Genomic DNA, 25,882 nt, shown 5'->3' on the forward strand with positions numbered 1-25,882 from the left:
TGGGCGCTTTACGCGCGGAATCCGCAAGTAATATCGGCGGAACCCACAAAACCGCGCTAGGCTCCCTGAAGGAAAGAAGGAGACGCCTTGTCAGCAAATTCGGAGCAGTCCGCAAATACCGTGCCGCGCTCAGCCCACGAGGGCACCGCCGCAGCCACCCAGCCGGGCACACGTCCTCTGAGCAAGGTGCTGATCGCCAACCGCGGCGAAATCGCGGTGCGCATCATCCGCGCCGCACGCGATGAAGGCATCGCCTCCGTGGCGGTCTATGCGGACCCGGACCGCGACGCGTTGCACGTCAAGCTCGCCGACGAGGCCTACGCCCTGGGCGGCAACACCGCCGCCGAGTCGTACCTCGTGATGGACAAGCTGATCGAGGTGGCCCACCGCTCCGGCGCCGACGCCATCCACCCCGGCTACGGCTTCCTGGCCGAGAACGCCGAGTTCGCCGCGAAGGTGATCGACGCCGGCATCACCTGGATCGGGCCCTCCCCCGCCGCGATCTCCGCCCTGGGCGACAAGGTCCAGGCCCGCCACATCGCCGAAAGAGTCGGCGCCCCCCAGGTCCCCGGCACCGCCGACCCGGTGGAGACCGCAGAGGAAATCCTCGAGTTCGTGGACAAGTTCGGCCTGCCGGTCGCCATCAAGGCAGCCTTCGGCGGCGGCGGACGCGGCATTAAGGTAGCCCGCACCCGCGAGGAAATCCCCGAACTGTTCGAGTCCGCCGTGCGCGAGGCCGTCGCTGCCTTCGGCCGCGGCGAGTGCTTCATCGAGCGCTTCCTGGATGCCCCGCGGCACGTCGAGACCCAGTGCCTTGCTGATGCGTACGGCAACGTGGTGGTCGTCTCCACCCGCGACTGCTCACTGCAGCGCCGCAACCAGAAGCTCGTCGAGGAAGCACCGGCCCCGTTCCTCACCGAGGAGCAGAACCGCCGGCTCTACGAATCCTCCAAGGCCATTCTCAAGGAGGCCGGCTACCTCGGCGCCGGCACCTGCGAATTCCTCGTCGGCCAGGACGGCACCATCTCCTTCCTCGAGGTCAACACCCGCCTCCAGGTGGAGCACTGCGTCTCCGAGGAAGTCACCGGAATCGACCTCGTCCGCGAGCAGTTCCGGCTGGCCCGCGGCGAGGAACTCGGCTATGGGGACCCCGAAGTCCGCGGCCACTCGATCGAGTTCCGCATCACCGGCGAGGACCCGGGCCGGAACTTCATGCCCGCTCCGGGCACCATCACCCGGCTGTTGAACCCCACCGGCCCCGGCGTCCGGATCGACTCCGGTGTGGAGCAGGGCGACGTCATCAGCGGCAACTTCGACTCGATGCTCTCCAAGCTGATCGTCACCGGCGCCACCCGCCCGCAGGCCCTGCAGCGCGCCCGCCGCGCGCTCCAGGAGATGGTGGTCGAGGGCATCCCCACCGTCATTCCGTTCGACCTCGCCGTCGTCACCAACCCCGATTTCGCTCCCGCCGAGGGCCCGTTCAAGGTCCACACCCGCTGGATCGAGACGGCCTTCGTCAACGACATCCCCGCCTGGACCCCGACCGGCACCGATGCTGAAACGCCCGACGCCGGCGAACGCCAGCGCGTCGTCGTCGAGGTCGGCGGCAAGCGCCTGGAGGTGGTCCTCCCCGCGTCGCTGGGCACCGGAGGCGGAGCGGGAGCCGCCAAGCCGGCCAAGGCCAAGAAGCGTTCCCGCAGCGGCGGCGGCGGCGTGGTGGCAGCCAGCGGCAACGCCCTGACCTCGCCTATGCAGGGCACCATCGTGAAGGTGGCCGTGGTCGAGGGCGACCTCGTTGCCGAGGGCGACCTCGTGGTGGTGCTGGAGGCCATGAAGATGGAGCAGCCGCTCACCGCGCACCGCGCCGGAATCGTGATTGGCCTGTCCGCCGCCGCCGGCGAGACCGTTTCCGCGGGCGCCATCATCGCCCTGATCGAGGACGCGGCCGCCGAATAGCAGCCCGAAGGGCGGGACGCAGGCGCGCCTCTGGCGTCCGCGTGTCCCGCCCGTGCAGACTTGGTCTGTGAAGCCATTCCTGCTCCTTGCCTCCCGGGCCGAGGACGCCGCCGCCGAGGACGAATACGAAGCCTACCTTCGCTACGGCAGACTCGAACCCTCGCAGCTGAGGCGCATCCGGATGGAGGCCGCTCCGCTGCCCCCGCTGGACCTCTCCGACTACTCCGGCGTGATTGTGGGCGGCAGCCCCTTCACCTCCAGCGACGCCGCTGACGAGAAAAGCGATGTCCAGCTCCGGGTGGAGCATGAGCTTGCTGCCCTGCTCGACCGGATCGTGCCTGCTGACTTCCCCTTCCTCGGCGCCTGCTACGGGGTCGGCACGCTGGGCCGGCACCAGGGCGCCGTGATCGACCGGACCTATGGCGAGGGGCTTGGCGGCGTGACCATCAAGCTGACCGGGGAGGGACTGCTGGATCCGCTCCTGCGCGGGATGCCGGAGAGCTTCACGGCTTTCAGCGGCCACAAGGAAGCCTGCACCCTCCTCCCGCCCCACGCAGTGCTCCTGGCCAGCTCCGCAGCCTGCCCCGTGCACATGTTCCGGATCAAGACCAACCTGTACGCCACCCAGTTCCACCCGGAGCTCGATGCGCTGGGTCTGGTCACCAGGATCGACATCTACCGCCATGCCGGATACTTTCCGGCCGAATCTGCAGAGATGCTGATGGTGGAGGCCCGGCGGTTCACAGCCAGCGAACCGATGAAAATCCTGCGGAACTTCGTGGAGCGGTTCGCGCGCTGACCCTGCCGGCCGGCCGGCAGCCAGCACGGAAATGCCCGGCGTGTTCAACGAACACACCGGGCATTTCCGTCACTACCTGGGCCGGAGCGTCAGGCCACGTTGTTGGTGTAGTCCAGGTCGCGGGTTTCCTTGCTGAGGAACAGTGCGATCAGCGTCAGCACCGACATGACGGCGAGGTACACGCCGACCAGCACGGGGCTGCCCTTGGCCATCTCCCAGAGCCAGACGGCGATGAACGGGGCCACGGCCGCACCGAGAATGCTGGAGAAGTTGTAGCTGATCGCGGAGCCGGTGTACCGGACGTTCGTCGGGAACAGCTCCGGCAGCAGCGCACCCATCGGACCGAAAGTCAGCCCCATCAGGGAGAAGCCGATGATCAGCAGGGCCATCGTGCCGACGAAGCCGGCGCTGAACAGCGGGACGAAGAGCAGTCCGAAGGCGAAGATGCCGATGGTCACGGCGATCAGCATCTTGCGGCGGCCGTACTTCTCAGCCAGCGGGCCGGAGACCAGGGTGAAGATGCCGAAGAACACGACGCCGGCAATTAGCATCCAGAGGAAGTCGTTGCGGCTGTAGCCCAGGCCGGGGACGAATGCGGCGGCGGCGGCCTCGGTCATCGGCTTGCCGGCCTTCTCGGCGGCGGCCTTGGCGGCGTCCAGGCTGGCGGCGCGGGTGCCGTAGGTCAGCGTGAACGTGGTCATCAGGTAGAACAGCACGTAGGTGGCGAGCATGATGAACGTGCCCAGGATCAGCTGGCGCCAGCTGGTCTTGAAGACCCGGGCCAGCGGCAGCTTGGCGACCTCGTTGGACTCCAGGACCTTGGTGAAGGCGGGGGTCTCGATCAGCTTGAGCCGGACGTACAGACCGATGATGACCATCACGGCACTGAGCAGGAACGGCACGCGCCAGCCCCAGTCCATGAAGGCCTCGGGCGTCAGGGTGTAGCTGAAGACCAGGAAGATCACGTTGGCGATGATGAAGCCGATCGGCGCACCCAGCTGCGGGAACGTGCCGTAGATGGCTCGCTTGTTCGCCGGGGCGTTCTCGGTGGCCAGCAGCGCCGCGCCGCTCCATTCCCCGCCGAGGGCAAGGCCCTGGGCAAAGCGCAGGACAACCAGCAGCGCCGGTGCCCAGAAAGTCCAGCCGGGAACGGTCGCCGTCGGCAGGCAGCCGATCAGGAAAGTGGCAATACCCATGGTCAGCAGCGATGCGACCAGGGTGCCCTTGCGGCCGAACTTGTCACCGAAGTGGCCGAAGACTACGGAGCCGAGCGGCCGGGCGATGAACGCGACGCCGAACACAGCGAAGGAGGCCAGCAGCTGCGTGGTCTCGTTCTGGCCGGGGAAGAAGAGCTTCGGGAAGACGAGCACAGCGGCGGTGGCGTACACGTAGAAGTCGTAGAACTCAACGGTGGTGCCGATCAGGCTGGCGACGATGACGCGGCCGCGCGAGTTCACCTGTTTGGCGGACCCCTGCTCTGCGGAAGTGGCAGTGGATGACATGTAGTAGCGCTTTCATGAAGGCCGGACCGGTGCTGTTCGAGACCGCCCGGAAAAGGATTCGTATGCTTACATAATAAGTTCCGACGTCCAGTCAGTGGACAAATGTTCCACTATTTGGACATTGAGATTCGTCTCACGTGGTGGTCATCACACTATGCCTCACTGCACCCCTCACGCCGCCACGAACGCGCCGATAGGCAAACGTCACAGCACGTTAACAAACGGCGAGGGTCCCGGAAACGCGGCTTCCCTACTTTGGAAGGACAACATCCCCAAAGGAGGTCCCCGTGACTGCTGAACGAACTGCGAGCGCCGAAGCCGGCGTTTCCCCCGGCCTTTCCGCCCGACTCGACGCCGGCACCCCCGTCGCTGGCACCACCCTCGGCGGCCCCGCCCTGGAGTTCCGTCCCGGCCGCTGGATCGCCAACTGGGATGCCGAGAACAAGGACCAGTGGGAGTCCCAGGGCCGCTCCATTGCCAGGCGCAACCTGAACTGGTCCATCTTCGCGGAGTTCCTGGGATTCGTGGTCTGGCAGCTGTGGTCGATTGTGGTCGTCCAGCTTCCCGCGGCCGGCTTCACCTTCACCACCTCGGAAATCTTCTGGCTGATCTCGATGCCCAGCCTGGTCGGCGCCACGCTGCGCATCCCCTACACCTTTATGGTCCCCCGCTTCGGCGGCCGCAACTGGACCATCGTCTCGGCCCTGCTGCTGCTGATCCCCTCGACCGGGCTGGCCATGTGCGTCTCCAACCCGGAGACCCCGTTCGGCACCATGCTGTTCGTGGCGGCGCTGGCGGGCTTCGGCGGCGGCAACTTCGCCAGCTCGATGGCCAACATCACCTTCTTCTACCCGGCCCGTGAAAAGGGCTGGGCGCTGGGCCTGAACGCCGCCGGCGGAAACCTTGGCGCCGCCGTCGCACAGCTTGCCGTTCCGATTGCGATCACCCTGCTGGCTGCCGGCACCGTGAACCTGCCGGTCGCCGGGCTCATGTGGGTCCCGTTGATCCTGCTCGCCGCGTTCGGCGCGTGGAGGTACATGGACAACCTCACCAGCGCCAAGGGCGACGTCGCAGGCTCACTCGCCGCGCTCAAGGAACCGCACCTGTGGATCATGGCACTGCTGTACATCGGCACCTTCGGCTCGTTCATCGGCTTCGCCGGCGTGTTCCCCAAGCTCATCAAGGACTACTTCCCGGCGTTCTCCTCCATCGGCGTCGGCACCGTGGCCCTGTCCCTCGCATTCCTGGGCCCGCTGGTCGGCTCGCTGGCCCGCCCCTACGGCGGACGCATGGCGGACCGCATGGGCGGCGCCCGGATGACCGTCGCAGCATTCGGCGCGATGGCCGTCATCACCCTCACCATGGTCTGGACCCTGCCGCTGAAGAATTTCTGGCTCTTCCTGGGCCTGTTCCTGCTGCTCTTCACCGCCAGCGGCTTCGGCAACGGTGCAACGTACCGGATGATCCCGATCATCTTCGCCACCTCCAGCAGGGCTGCAAAGGCGGGCGCCAGTACCGTGGCCACCCAGCGGCTGGCCTCCTCGGCACTGGGCCTGATCTCGGCCATCGGCGCCTATGGCGGCTTCGTCATCCCGCAGGTACTCAACGCCTCGAACACCGCTAGCGGCTCCTATACCCCGGCGTTCTGCGGCTTCGTCGCGGCCTACGTCCTGATGCTGGCCGTCTGCTGGTTCTGCTATATCCGCAACGCCAACCGAAACGCGATGGGACACGTCTAGCATGACCAACGGCGCCGCCACGCACTGCCCCTACTGCGCCCTGCAGTGCGCCATGACGCTCACCGCCCCAGCGGCTCTGACCCCGGCTCCGCGGCCGGGGTCAGACCCGGTGCCGGGGCAGCCGGCCGCCGGCACCGCACTGTCCCCCGGCGCCGGCCTCCCGGACGCGCCCCTCGCCGTGTCCGGCCGGGACTTCCCCACCAACCGCGGCGGGCTCTGCCGCAAAGGCTGGACCTCCGCGTCGCTGCTGAACCACCCGGGCCGCGTGACCGAACCGCTGCTCAAGGGCGCCGACGGCGTCCACCGCCCGATCGGCTGGGAGGAGGCCCTGGCGCTGGTGACCAGCGCGGTGACGTCCACCCGCGCCCGGTACGGGGCGGACGCCGTCGGAGTCTTCGGCGGCGGCGGTCTCACCAACGAGAAGGCCTACCAGCTCGGCAAGTTCGCCCGGCTGGCCCTGGGCACCTCGCGGATCGACTACAACGGCCGGTTCTGCATGTCCTCCGCCGCGGCTGCCGGGATGCGCGCCTTCGGCCTGGACCGCGGCCTGCCGTTCCCGCTGGCGGACCTCGATTCCGCCAGCACCATCCTGATGCTCGGCTCCAACGTCGCCGAGACCATGCCGCCGTTTGTGCAGCACCTGCAGGGCGCCCGCGACGCCGGCGGACTGATCGTAGTGGACCCCCGCCGCTCCGCCACCGCGGCGTTCACCTCCGACGGCGGCGGCCTGCACCTGCAGCCGCTGCCCGGCACCGACCTCGCCCTGCTGCTGGGCCTCTCCCACGTCGTGATCCACGAGGGCCTGGCCGACGCCGGCTACATCGCGGCCCGCACCGCCGGCTACGACTCTCTGGTCCGCAGCGTCGCCTCCCACTGGCCCGAACGCGTGCAGTCCCTCACCGGCGTCCCCGCCGGACTGATCCGCGAAACGGCGCGCCGGCTCGCCGACGGCTCCCGCAAGGGCGGCAGCTACATCCTCACCGGCCGCGGCGTGGAACAGCACGTCGACGGCACGGACACCGCCACCGCCGCCATCAACCTCTCGCTGCTGCTGGGCCTGCCCGGATCCGCCCGCAGCGGCTACGGCACGCTCACCGGGCAGGGCAACGGCCAGGGCGGCCGAGAACACGGCCAGAAGGCGGACCAGCTCCCCGGCTACCGCAAGATCACCGACCCCGGCGCACGTGCCCACGTCGCCGCCGTCTGGGGCGTGCCGGAATCACTCATCCCCGGCCCGGGACTCCCCGCCGTGCAGCTCCTGAAGTCCTTGGGACAGCCCGACGGCGTCCGCTGCCTCTTCGTGCACGGCGCCAATGTGGCGGTGTCCGCGCCGGACGCCAACGCCGTCATCGCCGGCCTGCGGAGCCTGGATTTCCTGGTGGTCTGCGACTTCTTCCTCTCCGAGACCGCCGCGGAGGCGGACCTGGTCCTGCCGGTCACCCAGTGGGCCGAGGAGGAAGGCACCCTGACCAATCTGGAGGGCCGGGTGCTCCGCCGCCGCCGGGCGATCGCTCCCCCGCCCGGGGTGCGCAGCGAACTGTGGATCATGACCCGGCTGGCCGAACTGCTGGACGCACCCGCGATGTTCAGCGAGGACCCGGAGACCGTCTTCGAGGAACTGCGGCTCGCGTCCTCCGGCGGCCTGGCCGACTACTCCGGAATCGACTACGCCATGCTGGACCGCGGCGAAGCGGCCTACTGGCCCTACCCCGCCGGCAGCGCCGGGACCCCGCGGCTCTTCCTGGACTCCTTTGCCCACGCGGACGGGCGGGCCGTGTTCACTCCGGTGACGCCCCGCCGGCGTGCTGTTGCCTCGGCTTCCGCCGATGCTGCGGCCGCTGCCGGCCGGGCCGGCACGGCGATGACCCTTATTACCGGGCGGCTGATGGAGCATTACCAGTCCGGTGCGCAGACCCGGCGGGTGGCCGCGCTGGCCGGGGCCCAGCCGGAGGCACGGCTGCAGATCCACCCTGCGGCGGCCGCCGCGCAGGGCATCGCCGAGGGCGACGTCGTCGCCATTTCCAACGGGCGGGGCGAGGTGTCCTGCCGTGCCGAGCTGAGCACGGACATCCGGCCCGAAACGGTGTTCCTGCCGTTCCACTTCCCGGAGCTGGAGAGCGCCAACCGTCTCACGGAGGCGGCCACGGACCCGATTTCCGGAATGCCGGAGTTCAAGTTCACCCGGGTCTGGGTCCGTCCCGGCGCTGCCAATCTCCGCGCCGACGAACTGCAGAAGGAAGGTGCCTCATGACTGAACGCATTGTTGTTGTGGGCTTCGGGCCGGTGGCCGCGCGGCTGGTCGACGAACTGCTGCCGGCGGTCCGCAGCGGACTCGTGCACCTCACGGTGGTCGGCGAGGAGGCAGAGGCCGCGTACAACCGCGTGCTCGTGGCGGATCTTGGGGTCGGCCGGACCACGGCGGCGGCCCTGGCACTGTCCGACGCCGCCGCCCTGATGGCCGACGGCGTCGACGTCCGGCTGGGCGTCCGGGTCCGCCGCGTGGACCGCGCCCGGCAGCAGCTGATTCTCAGCGACGGCAGCACCCCCGGCTACGACCGGCTGGTCTTCGCCACCGGCTCCCGCCCGGTGATCCCCAACCTCACCGGGCTCAACCCGGACCCCGCCGCACCCGTACTGCCCGCGGGCATCACCGCGCTGCGGGACCTGCGCGATGCCTCGGTGCTGCAGGCGGCAGTGGCCGGCGGCAGGCGAGTGGTGGTGCTGGGCGGCGGCGTGCTGGGCCTGGAGACGGCCCTCGCGGCGGCGGAGGAAGGCGCCACGGTCACGGTGGTGCACAACGGCCCGCATCCGCTGGGCCGCAACATCGACCGCGGCGGCGGCGCCGTGCTCGCGGCGTCGCTGCGGACCTGCGGCGTGCGGGTGGCCGGCAACGCGCGCTCCACCGGCGTGGAACACAACGCTCCCGACGGCGGCTTCTCGGCGCTGCTGCTGGACGACGCGTCCGCGATCGACGGCGACCTGCTGGTGCTCTCCTGCGGCGTCCGGCCGCGGACCGAGCTCGCCGAAGGCTGCGGCCTGTCGACGGCGGCCGGGATCCTGGTGGACCACAAGCTCCGGGCGCACCACGAGCCGCACATCTTTGCGATCGGCGACTGCGCCGAGGTCCGCTGCCCCGATCCGGAATGCCTTCAGTGCCGCACCGCACGCGGCCCGTCCGGACTGGTGGGCCCGGGCTGGCGGCAGGCCGAATGGCTCGCCGAGTACCTGACGCTGCTGGCGTCCGGGACGCCGGAGGCTGAGGCTTTTCCGGCGCTGCCGGCCGAACTGCCGGGTGTGGTGGTGCTCAAGGCCCGCGGCTTGAACATGGCCGTGGCCGGGGATGTTTCCGCCGACCCGTGGGATGAGGAAGCCCTGACTGCCGGGTCCGTGAACGGCCGGGCCCGGCTGCAGATCGCGCAGTGGGCCGATCCCGAGCACGGCCGGTACGTGAAGATGACCACCCGGGCCGGAGTGCTTGCGGGCCTGGTGGCGGTGGGCATGCCCCGCACCGCGGCCGAGCTGGTGCAGCTTTTCGAGCGCGGTGCCGAGCTCCCCGCGGACCGGTCCCTGCTGCTGCGCCTCGACGGACCGGACCAGGCGGCCGCAGCCCGGGCGGTTGATCCCGAGCGGACCGTCTGCCGGTGCGCCGGGGTCAGCGGGACCAGGATTGCTGCTGCGGTGACCGACGGCTGCGGGACGGTGGCCGACGTCTCCGGCGCCACCCGCGCCGGGACAGGATGCGGCGGCTGCCATGACGACATCAAGGGGCTCATCGAAAAGCACTTTCAGGGGGCCGTGGCCTGAGATTGGCGTGGCGTGAAACGTCCATTCAACGGCCGCGGTTCGGTCGATAATTTCACGTGCCGCCCGCAACGGCCCGCCGCCTGGCCCGCCAGGTCGAGATGACTTGCCATTCCGGGGACGGGCCGTAGACTCGGCCCATGTCTGGTCCGGGGGGAACAAGAACGGTCCGCTGTGCTGCGGCGCTCATGGTTGGCGTGGTGTTGGCCGGCGGTGTGGCCGCCTGTGCCTATGAGGGCACCGGGGATCCTGAGGGCAGCGGGGATCCGCAGCCGACGGCGGCCGGGCAAAGCCGCCGGCCCGCGCCTGCCGTCCCGTCCAAGGGCCCGGACATCCTGGCCGCGGAAGCCCGCAACTACGCCGAACTCGAAAGGCGCCTTTCGGGGGCCCCGGGGTCTGTGCTCCTCGCCGACTCCGGCCCGGCCGACGGGCCCGGGGTGGGCTTCAGCAAAGCGGCAACCGTCATGACTGCCGGTCCCCACACGGTCACCACGGCGTGCGTGGGCACCCCCCAAGCCCAGATGTCCCTCTCCCAGGACACCAAGGGCGGCACCGAGCACGTCGTGTTCGACGTCGATTGCTCAGGAGCCCAGTCGCAGGTCGTCCAACTCCAGAAGGGGTACGTCAGCGCCCACCTGACCCGCTACGACCCCACCGGGCCCTGGACCGGGGCGGTCGCGGGAATCAAGATCACGGTCCGGTGAGAGTAAGTGTGCTCAAAGCATCCGAACGGGAATGGGGAACCGATGAGGTTAGAGGGATAGCACCTGATGACCACCCTGCGTTCGGGACATGCGGATCCGTTCGAGCGGCAGACAAGGTCCCGGGAGAGAAAAGAAGGCCCCGCCGTCACTGACAGCGGGGCCTTCGGGTTGGTGGTTCGTGCCGGATCAGGGCGCGTCCTGGCGCCGGTCTACAGGCCGGGTGCGTCGAAGCGCTGGCCGGCCGGCTTGGACTCCATCACGGTGAAGACAATCAGGATGATGCCGCCGGCGAACGGGACGAGGCCGAGCAGTGCCATCCAGCCGCTGAAGTTCGCATCATGGAGCCGCCTGACCATCAGGGCCAGGGACGGGACGATGACCGCGGCAAACCAGATGACTGCCAGGATCAGCACAATGATGTAGCCGGGGCCGGGAACGCTGGTGCCGTCGGCGGCCATTTTCGCGCCGGGCACGCCTGCGGCGAGCATGCTGAAGTTCAAGATCATCGATACCACGCCGGAGACAAGCGCCCACCACCAGTACTCACTTCGGCTCGCGCGCCCGGAGAAGGTCGCGTACTTCTTGAAGAACCTCGAAACGGCGTCCGGCAGGGACGCACCGTACAGGGGTGCCGCGAGCGGGACGGCTCCGGCGGGAGGGGCGGCGTACTGCTGTTGCGGGGCATAGGTCATGTGGATCTCCTTGAAGTTTGTAATTATGGGCCGGGCTGCCATGTCGGCAACCGTCATCCGGGGGTGAAGGCTGGCGCAGGCCGGACCGGACCGCGCCGTCGTCGCCGATGAACAGCGGGGCTACGGGGTTAAGGGGCCAGGGCGCAGCGGATGCCTGGACGAGTCCAGCTTCGAAGCCTGTGCCTGCTGAATGTTGGCCGATGAGATGGCTCGGCTGGAGCGCAATGTTTCCCCCAATTGATGCCGACTCCAATAGGAGTCGATCTTCATAGTACCGGGGTTTATCCATCAACGGTAGTAATTGCCCGCCTCGCCAATCCCCAATACCTGCGGCGGCCCACATCACCAGAAGCCCGGGTAATGCTGAGGCAGACTTCAGCACGTTGCCCGCGCATCCGTGAGCGGGCAAATTGTCGACCCCCTGCCCGGCCGGGTCTTACTGAGCTGCGTTGTCGAACCTCTTCTGCCACTGGGCATGCTCGCGGGCTGCGTCAAGCCGGTGGCTCGCATTCCATCTGGGCAGGTATTCGGGCGCGGGCATCTCGCGCGCACGCTTGGGCTCAGGCCGGGTCCGGACGGGTTTGGGTCGAGGACGCGTCTGGACAGGCATGGCCACAGGCCGTGTCTGGACGGGCGTCCGGGGGGTAGCTCGGCTTCGGGTAGGCCACCGCCCAGTTGATCATGGCGCGCATAATGAGCACGAGCACCCAAAGGCCGAGCCCAGCCAAGATGTACTGCCACAACAAGACCAGTAAGAGGATTGCTATTAGCACGAAAGGAAACATGGCGACATTATGCATTTGCGGCTTGCCCGGAGGTAGAGGACTTACGCCCTGACCACGCGGCCAGTCCGAGTCCGGCCAGGGTCGGTCAGATGCGCCCTGATTCTCCGGGGCTTAGACACTGGTTAATCCCGGCGAACAGAACTCCTGTTCGCCGGACAGCGATGCGGGCAGTGGCACTGCCGATGGGAAGCGGCACGCTTCGTGATCCGGTGCTAGTTGGATTAAACTGGGGGCATTAAACCCCTTCGAGGACTGGTTGCCCGTGGAGACGATATTCTTCCTGGTCGTAATTCTGATCGTCGCATGGCTCATGTTCGGCCTCTTGCGAAAGTTCAGGGCAAGAACCCGCTGGAGGGGGTCGATCTACTACGTGCCCACCTTCAAGGCCAACTTCGACACATGGGACAGCAAGTGGACCATGGACCGAAGGTTGAGCGAGAGGCAGAGCAAAGCGCGGTGGCAGCAGGAGTTTAACCGTCAGTTGAGCCGACCGTAGCGCCTCAAGAACGGGGCACGCCGGACTTAAGCGCGACCACTGTCGATCAGCCAGACGGGTCTTTCTGCCCTTGGCCAGCCCTCGCCTCCGGCGTGTACTGAACCTAGATCCCGTAGGTCCGCAGGAGGCACCCCGTGAACGTCCCCATCATCCTGGCCCTCGGCGCGATCATTGTGGTCGCCGTCGTGCTGGGCATTGTCTTCGCACGACAGAAGGATCCGTTGCGCCGGGCCACAGCGCTGAAATGGACCGGGGCGGCCATCATGGCGGTGTTCACCGTTCTCGGGGGATTCTTCATCGGGGGCTACGCGATGTCGGATCCGGGCGGAAATGCCGGCCTGCTGATGACCCTCGCCTGGGTGCTGCCCATGCTCATCCTTGCCGTCGCGGCCTGGTTCTGGCCGGCCCCGACCGCTCCCCTGCTGATCGCCCTCACGTCTGCCTTCATCGCGGCCTGCGTCTGGCTCGCCTTCGATCCCGCGGCCCTGCGCAGCTTCATCAGCGACAACGGACCCGTGATCGCCGTCAGCGTCATCGCCCTGGCGTTCCCGGCCGCCGTGCTCGGCCTGAAGCGGACCGCCCTGGCCGGCTGGCTGCTGGTGTCACTGGGTGTGCTGCCGCTGCTCATCACGATCATCGGCAGGTCGGGCCCGGTCGCGTCGCTCACCGCGGCCAGCGTGGTCCCCCTGATCGCCGGGATCGTCTATCTCGTGTCCGCCCGGATGGCGCGGGGCAGTTCGGCATCGGGGAATATCCGGGCGGCTGCGGCCTGATCCGGCCGCACAGGTGTGCGTAACGCGAATCGGGCCGGGAGCGGATGGCGGGTAGCATCGGGGCCATGAGCGCCGACGACGACGACATCACTGAAGAACTCCTGGCTGACGCCGGCAAGCTGACCGGGCTGGGCCTGGAACTGCTGGGCCTCGATCCCCACCCGGATGACATGACCCCGGAGCAGCGGCTCCAGTTCGATCCGGAAGACCTGGAGGAAATGGCCGCCGTCTCGCCGGAGGAACGCCAAAAAGCGGTGAGCCAGACGCGCCTCCTGGCAGGGCTGTTGTGGAACTCATCGAGCATCCTCATCGACCAGCTCTTCCGCGATCTGGGAACCCTGAGCCGGCTGGAGACCATCACCCCGAAAGACATCGCCGGGACCTCGGTGCTGTCCTCGCTGCCGCCCCAGTTCGCGTCCAGCTACGACTCGAAATTCACCCAGAAATTCATCGTGGTCGCCTCCGACGTCACCGCCTCCCTGGTCCGCGGCTGGACCGCGCCCGGATCCCTCGCAGCCGAACTGGCCGTCCGCTGCCTGCTCGATCAGGCGGAGATCACCGAGGACATCTACGAACTCGACCTCCCGGAGGACTGGCGGGCACAGGTTGAAGAAGTCCTGCTGGAGGACGCCGACAGTGAGGCCCTCTACTCGGACAGCCTCGACGTGCTCGAGGACGACGCCGACAGGCTGGGCTTCGAGCACTGGTTCACGCCCTTCAGCGCCGGGGACACGGTTCCGCCCTACGCCTGCTCCTGAGCCGTATGCCTGTTCCCAGCTGGACTGCCCCTGTTCCTAACTCGACGGGGCAGCCAGTCCGGCCAGGAAATCCTCGGTGAACCGCTGGACGCCGTCCCACTCGGTGTACACATAATCGCGGGACGTATCCAGGCCAGGGGAACCCTTGTCCCTGGTGATCCTCTTCATGAGCTGGCGTTTGAGGAAGTTGTAGTGGGTGTACAGCAGCGCGCCGCCGAACATCCCGACATGGGCCGGGTGCCAGCCGGTCTCCTCCTCGAACTTCGCGACGTAGCTCTCGGCGTTTCCCCCGTCCCCGTGGGCGGCCAGGCTGACCGAGATCAGGGCGGACGGGAGGCGCTCCAGCTCCCCGCGGTTCTTCTTGACAAAGTCCGTGACGTAGCCCTCGTGTTTGCCCATGTGCACCGATGCCGCCACGATCACGGCGTCGTACCCGCGCGGCAGGGTGTGCCCGGAGTGCTTGAGGTCCGCCGTTTCTGCCTCGTGGCCGTGGGCCCGGATCAGCTCGGAAATGTACCCCGCGATCTGGGCTGTCTGTCCTTCAACACTCCCGTAGGGGATGTAGATCTTGGCCATGTCCCAGTGTGTCGGCGCCCGGTGGGCACGAGATAGGGCCCAACGTCCCCAGTGACCGTCCCACAGCCCGTGCGCCGCGCGGGTGCACCGCGTGGTGCACAATGATTCCATGACTGAGCTCCTGGACTTTTTGGCGTTCAATATCCGCAAGCTGCGCGACATGCACGGACTCTCGCTTTCCCAGCTTGCCGAAAAGTCCGGCGTCGCCAAGGGCACTCTCTTCAAAGTCGAGCGCGGCCAGACCAATCCCAACCTGGACACCCTGCAAGCGATTGCCCAGACGTTCGAGGTTCCCGTCACCGAGCTTCTGACGCCCCCCGAGGTCCCCTCGGTGGAGATCGTTCTGGACGGCGACGGCGAGGAAATCACCGATGAGGCCGCCGTCGGACATGTCCTGCGGCGGCAGCTGGTGGGCTCCGGAATGGTGGAAATCCATTCGAAGACCTTCCACAACGGCAAGGTGCAGCTCTCCGTCTCGCACGGCGTCGGCACGCGCGAGCATGTGTTCATCCGGACCGGCGCCATCTGGCTGGGCCCGATCGGGCAGCAGGTCCTGGTCCACGCCGGCACCTACGTCACCTACGCAGCGGACCAGGCCCACCGATGGCAGGCCGACGGCGGCGACTGCACACTGTGGATCGTCCACACTTTCCCCCGGACCACGTCCTTAAAGGAACAATCGAAGCAAAAATAAGGCGGAGTCCCCGCCCCGGCCCGGCCGTCCACAGCCGGACTTTGGACCCCCTGTTGCCTCATTGCAATACCTCCGGGAAGGGTGATTCGTTGCCTCATCTGAAAACCTCCGGATGAGTGCTTCGTTGCCTCATTGCAATACTTCCGGAACTTTCAGTTGTTCCAAGCTGTGTTGACGGGTTTGACGGTGGCCGGTTGTTTGGCTCTGGCCAGTGTTTCCAGCTGGGCGGTGAGTGCCATGATTTGGCGTGAGAGAGCGCCGGGTTTGATCTGTTTGAAGGCGGCGTTCATCCGGATGATTGGGCGCTTGCTCATCTTCTCGTGCCGGACCGCGCGCTGGTGGGGTGTGGCCGGTGCGTCGTGCTTTTTGGTCACTTTCGCGCCGTGCCGCTCTTTCTCGATGAGTTTTTGCTGGGGCAGCAGGTAGTTGGTGAAGATCCGGTCCAGTTCCCAGATCTCGTTGAGTTTCTCCAGCTCCGCGGGGGTGTCGTAGCGCAGGTATCCGACCAGTTCACGGACCCTGGCCCAGTTCTTCTGCTCCACGTGGGCGCCGTCGTTCTTGTTCCCGGGCCGGGACCGGGTGAAGGTGATCTGGTGCGCACGGCAGTAGGCCAGCAGATGGTCGTTGATGAACTCCGAGCCGTTGTCCGAATCGATTCCGATGATCGGGAACGGGAACACGGCGGTGACGTGCTCGAGGGCCTCGAAGACCCATTTGGCCGCCTTGTTCCGCACGGACCGGTTCACCGTCCATCCGGTGGAAATATCGGTCACGGTCAGGGTGAAGCAGAACTCCCCGAAGCTGTTGCCTCCCTCGTGGCCGACCAGATCGATCTCCACGAATCCCGGCACGGCGTCGTCCCATTCGGCCCAGGTCCGGACCGGGATCTGGGATTTCAGCAGGGTGCCGGGCTTGGTGTGTGAGCGTCCCCGCGGGAAGAGTTTCGCCCGTTCGCCGGCGAGCTTGCGGTCGATGGTTGCGGCGCTCATGCGCATCAGCAGTGCGGCCTGGTCATCGGTGACCGCGAGCTCCTTGTCCCGGCGCAGCAGCGGCACCAGGACCGGCAGCATCGGTGCCAGCAGCCTGCCGGCAGGGGCGCGCAGTACCGCCCAGCACTTGATCAGCGGCGGCAGCAGATCCGGACCGTAGACCGGCGTCCTGCCCGGTCTGGGCTTCACGATCTTCAGGACCAGGGCTTCCCGCAGGGCCGTCCGGGCGTAGTCGCGGTGCCAACCGGTCAACTCGACCAGCTCGTTCAGGATCCGGGTCTTCCCTGCACGATCGACGCTCTTGTAGGCGAGGGCTTTCTTCTTCGTCACAGCCTGGCGCTGGGCCATCGTTAGCTCCATGAAAACGGGCATAACCCTCATCCGCTGCCACCGCCGTGAACCACGCCGCTACGCGGAGGTTTTCAACTGAGGCAACGTATCCGGCTACGCGGAGGTTTTCTATGAGTCAACGCGGACCCTTGACGGAACGTCGTCCCGGGAATATCTTGGTCAGAACGATGTTCATTCCGATGAAATGATCGTTCATTTAAGCAACACACCGGGTATGGTTCCTGGCTTCCTGCCCGCCGGCAAGTTCAGCTTTCGTCGAAGGAGACGGACATGTGCTCAAACATCGTCGGCGGTATGGATCGCCGTCAGCTGCTAAAGGTCCTGGGCCTGAGCGCCGCGGCCATCGGAGGTTCCTCCGCCCTCGTCGGCTGCGACGGGCTCAAAGGCTCCTCTTCTTCCGCCAGCTCTGCGGGCGGTGTCCTGAAGATCGGCTTCGTCAGTCCGCAGACCGGTCCGCTGGCCAGCTTCGCCAACGCGGACAACTTTGTGGTCAAGCAGATCCAGCAGGCCCTCTCCAACGGCTTCACCGCCGGCGGTTCCAACCGCAAGATTGAGATCATCGTCAAGGACACCCAGTCCAGCTCGACGCGCGCCACCTCGGCGACCAAGGAGTTGATCACGCAGGACCAGGTGGACATCGTCGTCGGCTCAGGAACACCGGACACCACCAACCCGGTGGCAGACCAGTGCGAGGCCTCGGGCATCCCCAACATCACCACGATCGCCCCGTGGGAGGCCTGGTTCCATGGCCGCGGAGGCAAGGACGGCGAAGGCTTCAAATACACCACCCTGTTCTTCTTCGGCATGCAGGAATTTGCCGACTGCTTCGTCCCGATGTGGGACCGGATGAGCGTCGCCAATAAGAACGTTGCTGCACTCTGGCCGGACGACACGGATGCCAACGCCTTCCGTAAGGGCCTCACTCCCCTGGCCGAAAAAGCCGGGTACACAATGATTGACGGCGGCGCGTACCAGGACGGGGCGACCGACTTCAGCTCACAAATTTCCAAGTTCAAGGCCGCCAATGCCGAGCTGTTCACCTGCACCCCCATCCCGCCGGACTTCCAGACCTTCTGGAAGCAAGCCGCGCAGCAGGGCTACCGTCCCAAGCTGGCTACCGTGGCCAAGGTCATGCTGTTCCCCTCCGAGGCCGAAGCCCTGGGAGAGCTGACCAACAACATCGCCACTGACATCTGGTGGAGCCCCAGCCACCCCTACAAGTCCAGCCTCGACGGCACCACGGCCCAGCAGCTCGCGGACAAGTTCGCCCAGGAGACCGGAAAGCAGTGGACGCAGGCCCTCGGCTCCGTCTACTCACTCTTCGAAATCGCGGTCGAGGCATTCAAGAAGGCTTCCGATCCGAAGGACAAGAACGACGTCGCGGACAAGCTGCAGAAAATGAACACCACCGGCATGAGCGGCCCGCTGGACTTCACCAAGGGCCCCCAGCCGGGCATCGCCATCCAGCACCCCGTGGGCGGGCAGTGGCGCAAGGGCACCAAGTTCCCGTGGGACATTACGATCGTGGACAACTCCGCCAACAAGGATGTGCCTGTCGGCGGGGATCTCCAGGCGACTAACGCGTGAGTCCCTTGCTTGAACTTAGTGGACTGGGCAAGCGCTTCGGCCAGGTTGTCGTGGCCGAAGCTCTGTCGCTGTCCGTCGGAGCCGGGGACGCCGTCGGCGTCGTAGGTCCGAACGGGGCGGGGAAGACAAGTCTCTTCGCCATGGTGTCCGGTGACCTGAAGCCGGACACCGGAAGGGTCACATTCGACGGCGTCGACATCACCAGTGCGCCGGCGCAGCAACGCTGCCGTGCCGGCATCGGCCGGACCTACCAGATCCCGCGGCCGTTCGAGAAGATGACCGTGTTCGAAAATGCCCTGGTCGCCGCGACCCAGGGCGCCGGACTGCGCGGCCAGACGGCCTACGACAAGGCCGCCACCGTGCTGGCCCTCTCGGGACTTGAAGCAACCGCCAACCAGCGCGCCGGGGCTCTGTCCCTTCTGCAGCGCAAGCGGCTCGAAGTGGCGCGCGCACTGGCCACCGGCCCCAGTCTTCTGCTGCTGGACGAGGTCGCCGGCGGCCTGACCGAACCGGAAGTGATTGAGCTCGTCGCGCTGATCCGTGACGTCCGGGAAAGCGGGGTGGCCGTGGTCTGGATCGAGCATGTGGTCCATGCCCTGGTGCGGACGGTGGACCGGCTGCTGTGCCTGGCAGGCGGCAGGTTCGTCGCCGACGGAACCCCCGAGGAGGTGCTCCGGAACCCTGCCGTCCTGGAGCTGTACTTCGGGGCCGGCCCGGAGACGGCCGAGTTCCAGGATGGCCAGAGCGAACCACACCACGACGCCGGGGGGCGGCCGTGACGCTCCTTGCGGTCGAAGGGCTCGACGTCCACCATGGCCAACTGCACGCCGTCCGGAATTTCAGCCTGTCCGTCGAGGCCGGGCAGACCGTGGCGGTGATCGGTGCCAACGGCGCCGGCAAATCCACACTGATGCGCGCCATCGCCGGATCCCACGCCGCCTCCCGTGGACGCATCTCTGTCAGCGGCACGGATGTGACCCGGCTTCCGGCACACCTCCGCATGCGTGCGGGAATCTGCCTGGTCCCGGAGGGCCGGCGGCTGTTCAAATCGCTGACCGTGCGGGAGAACCTGGAAACCGGCACCTACCGTGCCGCGTCGGGCCGCTGGAACGTGGAGTCCGTGATGGACCTGTTCCCCTGGATGCGGGAGCGTGCCAGGCAGAACGCCGCGTCCCTGTCCGGCGGGCAGCAGCAGGCCGTGGCCATCGGCCGTGCCCTGGTGGGCAACCCGAAAGTCCTCCTCATCGACGAGCTGTCTCTCGGGCTTGCCCCGGCCGTGGTCAAGCAGATGTACGCACTGCTGCCGGATATCGTCGCCGGCGGAACTGCCGTGCTCGTCGTCGAACAGGACGTGTCCCAGGCCCTGGCCGCGGCGGACCTGGTGCATTGCCTGTTGGAGGGCCGGGACGTACTCTCCGGCAAGCCCGGGGACCTTTCAGCGGCCCAGATCGAACAGGCGTACTTCGGCCTCGCGTCCTCCGGCGGCCGGCCGGGCGGCCCCCCCGGCGGGGAAAGAACCGGCGGGGAAAGAGCGGGCGGGGAAAGACACTGACATGGAATTTCTCAATACCCTCGTCCAGGGCGTAATGCTGGGTGGCCTCTACGCCCTCTTCGCCGCGGGGCTGTCCCTCATGTTCGGCGTAATGCGCATGGTCAACCTCGCCCACGGGGACCTGGCCGTCGCCGCGGCCTACCTCGTCGTGGTGCTGCTGGGTGCCACGGTCCTGCCGCTGTGGCTGGTGATCGTGATCGCCCTGCCGCTGTTCGCCCTGTTCGGCTATGCCACCCAGCGTGGCCTGTTCAGCCGCAGCCTGAAGGCGGGACCGCTCTCCACCCTGCTGGTGACCTTCGGCCTGTCCATCATCATCCAGAACGGGCTGCTCCAGGTCTTCTCGGCCGACACCCGGACCATCGACCTTGGCGCCCTGAACACCGGAGCATTCCGTCTGGGCGCGTCCCTCTCCGTGTCGTATCTGGGGCTGCTCACGCTGGGTCTGGCCATCGCCGTCATCTCCGGGGTGCAGCTGTTCCTGACCCGGACCCGGACCGGCCGTATGATGCGCGCGGTCTCCGACGACGCCGACACGGCGTCCCTCGTCGGCGCCAACTCCCGGCATCTCTATGCGATCGCCACGGCCATCGCGTTCGGGACCGTCGCCTTAGCCGGCATCATGTCCGGGGCCAGATCGTCTTTCGACCCTTCGACCGGACCCACACAGCTGCTCTTCGCCTTCGAGGCTGTGGTCATCGGCGGGCTCGGATCGCTCTGGGGCACTTTGGCGGGCGGCGCCGTCCTGGGCCTGACCCAGGCCTTCGCCGCCCAGGTTGACCCGTCCAGCACCCTCCTTGCCGGGCACCTCGTGTTCCTGGCCGTGCTCGCCTTCCGCCCTCAGGGCCTGATCCCGCAGAGGGCAGTATGACGACGATTCAGCGCCCCGCCCTCCTTGATGTCTCGGTCGTCCGCTCCGGAAAGGCAGCCAAGGCCACCGCCGCCCTCCTGGTCGCTGCCGTCCTCGTCCTCGCCGCCCTCCCCTATGTGGCCTACACCGGAACCACCAGTTCCATGGTCACTTTCTTCGTACTGCTGGTGATGGCGAGCATGTGGAACCTGCTCGCGGGCTTCGGCGGGATGGTGTCGGTGGGCCAGCAAGCCTATGTGGGGGTTGGCGCCTACACCGTGCTCGCCTTTGCCAACCTCGGTGTCCAGCCCTTCCTCGCCATCCCGCTGGCTGCCCTGAGCTGCGCGGTGTTCGCCATCCCGACGTCATGGCTGGCATTCCGGCTGCGCGGCGACTATTTCGCTGTGGGCACGTGGGTGATTGCGGAGGCCTACCGGCTGATCATCATCCGCATCGACAGCCTCGGCGGAGCCAGCGGAAAATCCTTGCCCGGGCTGAACCGGATGGACCCGGTTCTCCGCGGCGCCATGACCTACTGGGCCGCCCTGGCCCTGGCCGCGGTGACCATACTCGGGTGCTATCTGCTGATGCGCGGACGGACCGGACTGGCACTGACTGCGGTGCGCGACGACGAGACGGCGGCACGCGCGAACGGCGTGGACGTGACCTGGTCCAAGCGGCTGGTCTATCTGATCTCCGCCGCAGGCTGCGGCGCTGCCGGCGGCATCCTCATCATCGATTCCCTCAGCGTCCAGCCGGCCGCCATCTTCAGCGTCCAGTGGTCGGCATACATGATCTTCATCGTCATTGTGGGGGGCATCGGCTACCTCGAGGGCCCTATCGTCGGCGCGATCGTGTTCTTCCTCCTGCAGCAACTGCTGGCCGGCTATGGATCCTGGTACCTCATCGTCCTCGGCATCGTCGGCGTGGCCGGGGCTATCTGGCTTCCCCGCGGCCTCTGGGGCACCATCACCAGGACCACCGGGATCCAGCTCTTCCCGGTGGGCTACATCGTTCGCACGGAGAACGTGGGTGGGCCCAAACGGGTCCGCGCCCTCCCGCGGTAACGCGCCGCCGCCATCCGTCACCGACTGCAACCGGCTATCCGAGGAATGGAATATGAAGATCAACGCACTGGTGGTCGAATCGAAGGACGCGCCGTTTGTCCGCGAGGAGCTCTTTGTCGATGCCCCCGGACAGGGCGAGGCGCTGGTGCGGGTGGTCGCCTCCGGCGTCTGCCACACCGACGCCAACACCCAGGCCGGAGATATGCCCTTCCCGCTGCCCGGGGTACTCGGCCATGAGGGCTCCGGAGTGGTGGAGGCGGTCGGCACCGGCGTTACGAGGGTGGCCCCCGGAGACCACGTGATCATTGGATGGCCTTTCTGTGGGGAGTGCCGCAACTGCCTGCGCGGCGAGAACCGCTACTGCGCGCGGCTGGGCGAGGCCCTCGTGGGCGGCCACCGCTTCCAGGGACCCGACGCCGGGACCAGCGGCTACGCCCGGGCCGACGGCACCCCGATTTCCGGACACTTCTTCGGCCAGTCCTCCTTCGCCGACCACTCGCTCGTCACCGCGTCCTCCCTCGTCAAGGTGGACAAGGACGTCCCTCTGGAGCTGGTGGGACCGTTGGCCTGCGGCATCGCCACCGGCGCCGGCGCAGTGTTCAACACGGCCAGGCCGGAACCGGGCGAATCGCTCGTGGTCTACGGTGCCGGCGCCGTCGGACTGGCCGCGGTCATGGCAGCCCGGAACACCCCGGCCGCCATCATCATTGCCGTCGACCTGCACGACTCGCGGCTGGAACTGGCCCGTGAACTCGGGGCAACGCACACCATCAATTCCGGTACATCCGATGCAATCGAGGAAATCCGGAGGATCTGCGGCGGTCCGGCCGACTACGTGCTTGAGTGCACCGGCTCCATCCGGGTCCTGGAGGAGGCCGCCGAAGTCATCGGCATGCTTGGCACCCTCGTCCTGATCGGCGGCGCTCCCGCCGGGGCACGGTTTTCGGTGGACCACCTCCGGACCCTCTGGGGCAAGCGGATCGTCGGGACCCTGGGTGGCTCTTCCGCTTCCGCACGGCTCATCCCGGCGCTGATCAGCCTCTACCAACAGGGCCGCTTCCCCTTCGACCGGCTGGTGAAGTTCTATTCCGTGGACGAGATCACCCAGGCCATGGCGGACAGCAAATCCGGCAGCACGATCAAACCCGTCCTGCGGATCAACTTCGAGCAAGACTCCAATCCAATGCTCCAGCACACGACTCACCCACGATGAAAGGACAGGACATGTCCCTGCTTGACGCCTCCCTCTGGGAGGGAAAGATCTACCTCAACGGCTGGCGCCCCGGAGGCGGCGGGACAGCCGACGCTATCGAGCCCGCCACCGGCGAATCGCTCGGCAGCTACGGCCTCGCCTCCGCCGACAATGTCCGCGAAGCCGCCACAACAGCGGCGGCCGCCCAAAAGGACTGGGCGAAACTCAACCCCGAGGACCGCGCCGCCGTGCTGCGCCGCGCCGGGATGCTCTGGGAGGAGCATGCCGCCGAGATCCAGGAATGGATCGTGCGCGAGTCCGGCGGCATCGGGCCCAAAGCAGGACTGGAGACGCACATTGCGGCCAACGAATGCTACGACGCCTCGGCTTTGCCCTCGCTCCCGGCCGGGGACGTCCTCACCTCGAACGAAAACCGCTGGTCCTTCGCCCGCCGGCGTCCGGCCGGCGTCGTGTCCGTGATTGCGCCGTTCAACTTCCCGCTGATCCTCTCCATCCGTGCCGTCGCCCCGGCGCTGGCCCTCGGCAATGCCGTGCTGCTCAAACCGGATCCCCGCACGGCCGTCTGCGGCGGGGTTACCCTGGTCCGGATCTTCGAGGAGGCCGGACTGCCACCCGGGGTGCTGGCGCTGCTGCCCGGCGGAGCCGAGATCGGCGCCGCCGTCGTCGAGGCCCCCGAGGTCGCCGTCATCGCCTTCACCGGCTCGACGGCGGCCGGGCGGAAGATTGGCGAGGCGGCCGGGCGGCTGCTCAAACGCGCGCACCTGGAGCTCGGCGGCAACAACGCGCTTATTGTGCTGCCGGGCGCTGACCTGCCGAAGGCCGCCTCCGCCGCGGCCTTCGGCTCCTTCATGCACCAGGGCCAGATCTGCATGGCCGCCGGGCGCCACATCGTCCATGAGGACATCTACGATGACTATGTCAGCGCCCTGGCGGAGAAGGCCACGCATCTTCCCGTTGGAGACCCGACGAGCGGGACCGTGGCGCTGGGGCCGATCATCGACGATAAGCAGCTGCACCGGATCGATTCGATCGTCCAGGACGCCGTGCAGGGCGGGGCCCGGCTGGCGGCCGGCGGAACCCACGACGGCAGGTTCTACCAGCCCACCGTCCTCGCCGACCTCGACGTGGCCAGCCCGGCGTGGAAGGACGAGATCTTCGGCCCCGTAGCCCCGGTGATGAAGTTCTCCACCGTGGAGGAAGCCGTGGCCCTCGCCAACGGCAACGAATACGGGCTCTCGATCGGCATCCTGGGCGATGTGGGCATGGCCATGACCATCGCCGACCAGCTGGACTCCGGGAAGGTCCACATCAACGAACAAACAGTGTCCGACGAGGCGAACTCACCGTTCGGAGGCACGAAGAACTCCGGCAACGGCTCCCGGATCGGCGGGCACCACGCCAATATGGAGTCCTTCACGGAAATCCAGTGGCTCACGGTGCGTCCGGACATCGCCCCCTACCCGTTCTAAGCGGATAAGCGGATAAGCAGAAGGGTCCAACGGCGATGGCCGTTGGACCCTTCTGACGTGGGGCGCCCGGGCTACATGTGGACGTGCAGGCGCCGGGCCGCTTCGGAAATCGAGCCGCTCAGTGACGGGTACACGGTGAAGGTGCTGGCGACGTCGTCGACGTGCAGTTTCTGGGTGACGGCGAGGGAGATGGCGAAGATCAGCTCGGAGGCGTTCGGCCCCACCACGACGCCGCCGATCACGGTGCCGGAGCCCTTGCGGGCGAAGATTTTGACGAAGCCGTCCCGGTGGTTGCGCATCTTGGCGCGGGCGTTGCTGCGCAGGGACAGCTTGATAACGTCGGCCTGGTACTTGCCGGACTCGATCTCGGCCTCGGAGACGCCCACGTTCGCGATCTCGGGCGAGGTGAAGATGTTGGACGCGACCTGGTGCAGCTTCAGCGGCATCACACTGTCGCCGAGGAAGTGGGCGATCGCGATCCGGCCCTGCATCGCGGCGACCGACGCGAGCGCCAGCACCCCGGTGCAGTCGCCGGCGGCGTAGATGTTCGGCGCGGTGGTGCGGGAGACGCCGTCGACCTTGATGTGGCCGCTCTCGGTGAGCGCCACGCCGGCCTCCTCGAGGCCGATCCCGGCGGTGTTCGGGATGGAGCCGACGGCGACCAGGCAGTGGCTGCCGGTGACCTTGGAGCCGTCGCCGAGGGTGACGATGACGCCGTCCTCAGTGCGTTCCACGGTCTCGGCGCGGGCGCGGGACAGCACCTTGACGCCGCGGCGTTCGAAGACGCCCTCCAGGACCTCGGCGGCGTCGGCGTCCGAGCCGGGCAGCACGCGGTCGCGGCTGGAAATCAGGGTGACTTTGGACCCGAGGCCGTTGTAGGCGGAGGCGAACTCGGCGCCGGTCACGCCGGAGCCCACCACGATCAGGTCCTTGGGGAGCTCGTCCATGTTGTAGATCTGGGCCCAGTTCAGGATCCGGATGCCGTCCGGGCGGGCGGTGGGCAGCTCGCGCGGGTGCGCACCGACGGCCAGCAGGATCGCGTCCGCCTCGATGGTTTCGGTGCCGTCGGCGGTAAGGACCTCGATGGTGTGGCTGTCCAGCATTTTCCCGGAGCCGAGGATGATCCGGACGCCCTGGTTCTCGAGGCCCTTCTGGATGTCGGAGGACTGCTGCCGGGCCAGCCGCAGCAGGCGGTCGTTGATGTGTTTGAGGTCCGCGCGCATCGTCGGGGTGCAGTCGCCGCCGTCGAGGTCGAACTTGACGCCGAGCTCGCCGGCCTCGCCGACGCGGGTCATCAGGTCAGCCGTCGCGATCAGGGTCTTGGAGGGCACGACGTCGGTCAGCACCGCGGAGCCGCCGAGCCCCGCCCGTTCGATGATGGTGACCGTCGCGCCAAGGGAGGCGGCGACCATGGCGGCTTCGTAGCCGCCGGGCCCTCCGCCCAGGATTGCGATGCGGGGTGAGCTGAAATCGGGATGCGTAGTCACAATCAGCCATTGTCCACCATTCGGACCGGCTCCACCAAGAATCAG

The 25,882-nt window shown here is 67.4% G+C and carries 21 protein-coding genes; 16 read left to right on the plus strand and 5 right to left on the minus strand.

Annotated elements, in window-relative coordinates:
* Nucleotides 1-120: 120 nt before the first annotated feature.
* Together AC1MFL_RS03720 and AC1MFL_RS03725 are read left to right on the plus strand one after the other, a co-directional pair.
* Nucleotides 121-1,956, plus strand: coding sequence for an acetyl/propionyl/methylcrotonyl-CoA carboxylase subunit alpha (locus AC1MFL_RS03720; RefSeq protein ID WP_479815289.1), 1,836 nt, complete (start codon nucleotides 121-123; stop codon nucleotides 1,954-1,956).
* A gap of 67 nt (nucleotides 1,957-2,023) precedes the next feature.
* Entirely contained in the window at nucleotides 2,024-2,755 is a 732-nt protein-coding gene (locus tag AC1MFL_RS03725; protein WP_479813523.1) for a glutamine amidotransferase, read from the plus strand.
* Nucleotides 2,756-2,844: 89 nt separating this feature from the next.
* Here the strand turns inward: AC1MFL_RS03725 and AC1MFL_RS03730 are convergent, their stop codons facing one another.
* Nucleotides 2,845-4,257: an MFS transporter gene (locus tag AC1MFL_RS03730; protein ID WP_479813524.1), complete on the minus strand. Its 1,413-nt coding sequence runs from the start codon at nucleotides 4,255-4,257 to the stop codon at nucleotides 2,845-2,847.
* Between the two features lie 287 nt (nucleotides 4,258-4,544).
* Between AC1MFL_RS03730 and AC1MFL_RS03735 the strand changes: the two genes are divergently transcribed.
* The 4 genes from AC1MFL_RS03735 to AC1MFL_RS03750 all read left to right on the plus strand — a co-directional run bounded on the left by AC1MFL_RS03735 (nucleotide 4,545) and on the right by AC1MFL_RS03750 (nucleotide 10,501).
* On the plus strand, nucleotides 4,545-5,996 hold the full coding sequence (locus AC1MFL_RS03735; RefSeq protein ID WP_479813525.1) for an MFS transporter: 1,452 nt from the start codon (nucleotides 4,545-4,547) through the stop codon (nucleotides 5,994-5,996).
* A 1-nt stretch (nucleotide 5,997) separates the two neighbouring features.
* Nucleotides 5,998-8,247, plus strand: a complete 2,250-nt coding sequence (locus AC1MFL_RS03740) for a molybdopterin oxidoreductase family protein (protein ID WP_479813526.1) — start codon at nucleotides 5,998-6,000, stop codon at nucleotides 8,245-8,247.
* Nucleotides 8,244-9,800, plus strand: a complete 1,557-nt coding sequence (locus AC1MFL_RS03745; protein ID WP_479813527.1) for an FAD-dependent oxidoreductase — start codon at nucleotides 8,244-8,246, stop codon at nucleotides 9,798-9,800. Before AC1MFL_RS03740 ends, AC1MFL_RS03745 begins: the two co-directional genes overlap by 4 nt.
* 137 nt (nucleotides 9,801-9,937) lie before the next feature.
* A complete protein-coding gene (locus tag AC1MFL_RS03750; protein WP_479813528.1) occupies nucleotides 9,938-10,501 on the plus strand; it encodes a hypothetical protein in 564 nt (187 codons plus the stop codon).
* Nucleotides 10,502-10,710: 209 nt separating this feature from the next.
* Here AC1MFL_RS03750 and AC1MFL_RS03755 read toward each other — a convergent pair whose 3' ends face one another.
* Nucleotides 10,711-11,193: a DUF805 domain-containing protein gene (locus AC1MFL_RS03755; protein ID WP_479813529.1), complete on the minus strand. Its 483-nt coding sequence runs from the start codon at nucleotides 11,191-11,193 to the stop codon at nucleotides 10,711-10,713.
* Between the two features lie 1,415 nt (nucleotides 11,194-12,608).
* Between AC1MFL_RS03755 and AC1MFL_RS03760 the strand changes: the two genes are divergently transcribed.
* Nucleotides 12,609-13,247 (plus strand): hypothetical protein, encoded by a 639-nt coding sequence (locus AC1MFL_RS03760; protein WP_479813530.1) that lies wholly within the window; start codon nucleotides 12,609-12,611, stop codon nucleotides 13,245-13,247.
* Between the two features lie 65 nt (nucleotides 13,248-13,312).
* Nucleotides 13,313-14,005, plus strand: a complete 693-nt coding sequence (locus AC1MFL_RS03765; protein WP_479813531.1) for a hypothetical protein — start codon at nucleotides 13,313-13,315, stop codon at nucleotides 14,003-14,005.
* Nucleotides 14,006-14,041: 36 nt separating this feature from the next.
* Here AC1MFL_RS03765 and AC1MFL_RS03770 read toward each other — a convergent pair whose 3' ends face one another.
* Nucleotides 14,042-14,581, minus strand: a complete 540-nt coding sequence (locus AC1MFL_RS03770) for a flavodoxin domain-containing protein (protein ID WP_479813532.1) — start codon at nucleotides 14,579-14,581, stop codon at nucleotides 14,042-14,044.
* A gap of 109 nt (nucleotides 14,582-14,690) precedes the next feature.
* Here AC1MFL_RS03770 and AC1MFL_RS03775 point away from each other — a divergent pair, with 109 nt between their 5' ends.
* Nucleotides 14,691-15,275, plus strand: a complete 585-nt coding sequence (locus tag AC1MFL_RS03775; protein WP_479813533.1) for a helix-turn-helix domain-containing protein — start codon at nucleotides 14,691-14,693, stop codon at nucleotides 15,273-15,275.
* 152 nt (nucleotides 15,276-15,427) lie between these two features.
* On the opposite strand, the gene AC1MFL_RS03780 is transcribed toward AC1MFL_RS03775, so the two are convergent.
* Nucleotides 15,428-16,612: an integrase catalytic domain-containing protein gene (locus tag AC1MFL_RS03780; RefSeq protein WP_479813534.1), complete on the minus strand. Its 1,185-nt coding sequence runs from the start codon at nucleotides 16,610-16,612 to the stop codon at nucleotides 15,428-15,430.
* A gap of 273 nt (nucleotides 16,613-16,885) precedes the next feature.
* On the opposite strand from AC1MFL_RS03780, the gene AC1MFL_RS03785 reads away from it, so the two are divergent.
* The 7 genes from AC1MFL_RS03785 to AC1MFL_RS03815 are packed head-to-tail and all read left to right on the plus strand — an operon-like array spanning nucleotide 16,886 to nucleotide 24,350.
* Nucleotides 16,886-18,202, plus strand: coding sequence for an ABC transporter substrate-binding protein (locus tag AC1MFL_RS03785; RefSeq protein ID WP_479813535.1), 1,317 nt, complete (start codon nucleotides 16,886-16,888; stop codon nucleotides 18,200-18,202).
* Entirely contained in the window at nucleotides 18,199-18,981 is a 783-nt protein-coding gene (locus AC1MFL_RS03790; protein ID WP_479813536.1) for an ABC transporter ATP-binding protein, read from the plus strand. Before AC1MFL_RS03785 ends, AC1MFL_RS03790 begins: the two co-directional genes overlap by 4 nt.
* The gene (locus tag AC1MFL_RS03795; RefSeq protein ID WP_479813537.1) at nucleotides 18,978-19,754 is read left to right on the plus strand and encodes an ABC transporter ATP-binding protein; all 777 of its coding nucleotides are present in this window, start codon (nucleotides 18,978-18,980) and stop codon (nucleotides 19,752-19,754) included. Before AC1MFL_RS03790 ends, AC1MFL_RS03795 begins: the two co-directional genes overlap by 4 nt.
* A gap of 1 nt (nucleotide 19,755) precedes the next feature.
* Nucleotides 19,756-20,622 (plus strand): branched-chain amino acid ABC transporter permease, encoded by an 867-nt coding sequence (locus tag AC1MFL_RS03800; RefSeq protein ID WP_479813538.1) that lies wholly within the window; start codon nucleotides 19,756-19,758, stop codon nucleotides 20,620-20,622.
* Nucleotides 20,619-21,668, plus strand: a complete 1,050-nt coding sequence (locus AC1MFL_RS03805) for a branched-chain amino acid ABC transporter permease (RefSeq protein WP_479813539.1) — start codon at nucleotides 20,619-20,621, stop codon at nucleotides 21,666-21,668. Before AC1MFL_RS03800 ends, AC1MFL_RS03805 begins: the two co-directional genes overlap by 4 nt.
* Nucleotides 21,669-21,720: 52 nt before the next feature.
* Entirely contained in the window at nucleotides 21,721-22,881 is a 1,161-nt protein-coding gene (locus tag AC1MFL_RS03810; RefSeq protein ID WP_479813540.1) for an NAD(P)-dependent alcohol dehydrogenase, read from the plus strand.
* An 11-nt stretch (nucleotides 22,882-22,892) separates the two neighbouring features.
* Complete coding sequence (locus tag AC1MFL_RS03815) at nucleotides 22,893-24,350, plus strand: benzaldehyde dehydrogenase (RefSeq protein ID WP_479813541.1); 1,458 nt, start codon at nucleotides 22,893-22,895, stop codon at nucleotides 24,348-24,350.
* Nucleotides 24,351-24,421: 71 nt separating this feature from the next.
* Here AC1MFL_RS03815 and AC1MFL_RS03820 read toward each other — a convergent pair whose 3' ends face one another.
* Nucleotides 24,422-25,837 carry an NAD(P)H-quinone dehydrogenase gene (locus AC1MFL_RS03820; RefSeq protein WP_479813542.1) on the minus strand — a complete coding sequence of 472 codons (1,416 nt, stop codon included), beginning with the start codon at nucleotides 25,835-25,837 and terminating at the stop codon, nucleotides 24,422-24,424.
* Nucleotides 25,838-25,882: the final 45 nt, after the last annotated feature.

Source organism: Arthrobacter sp. BG3 (assembly GCF_056680185.1).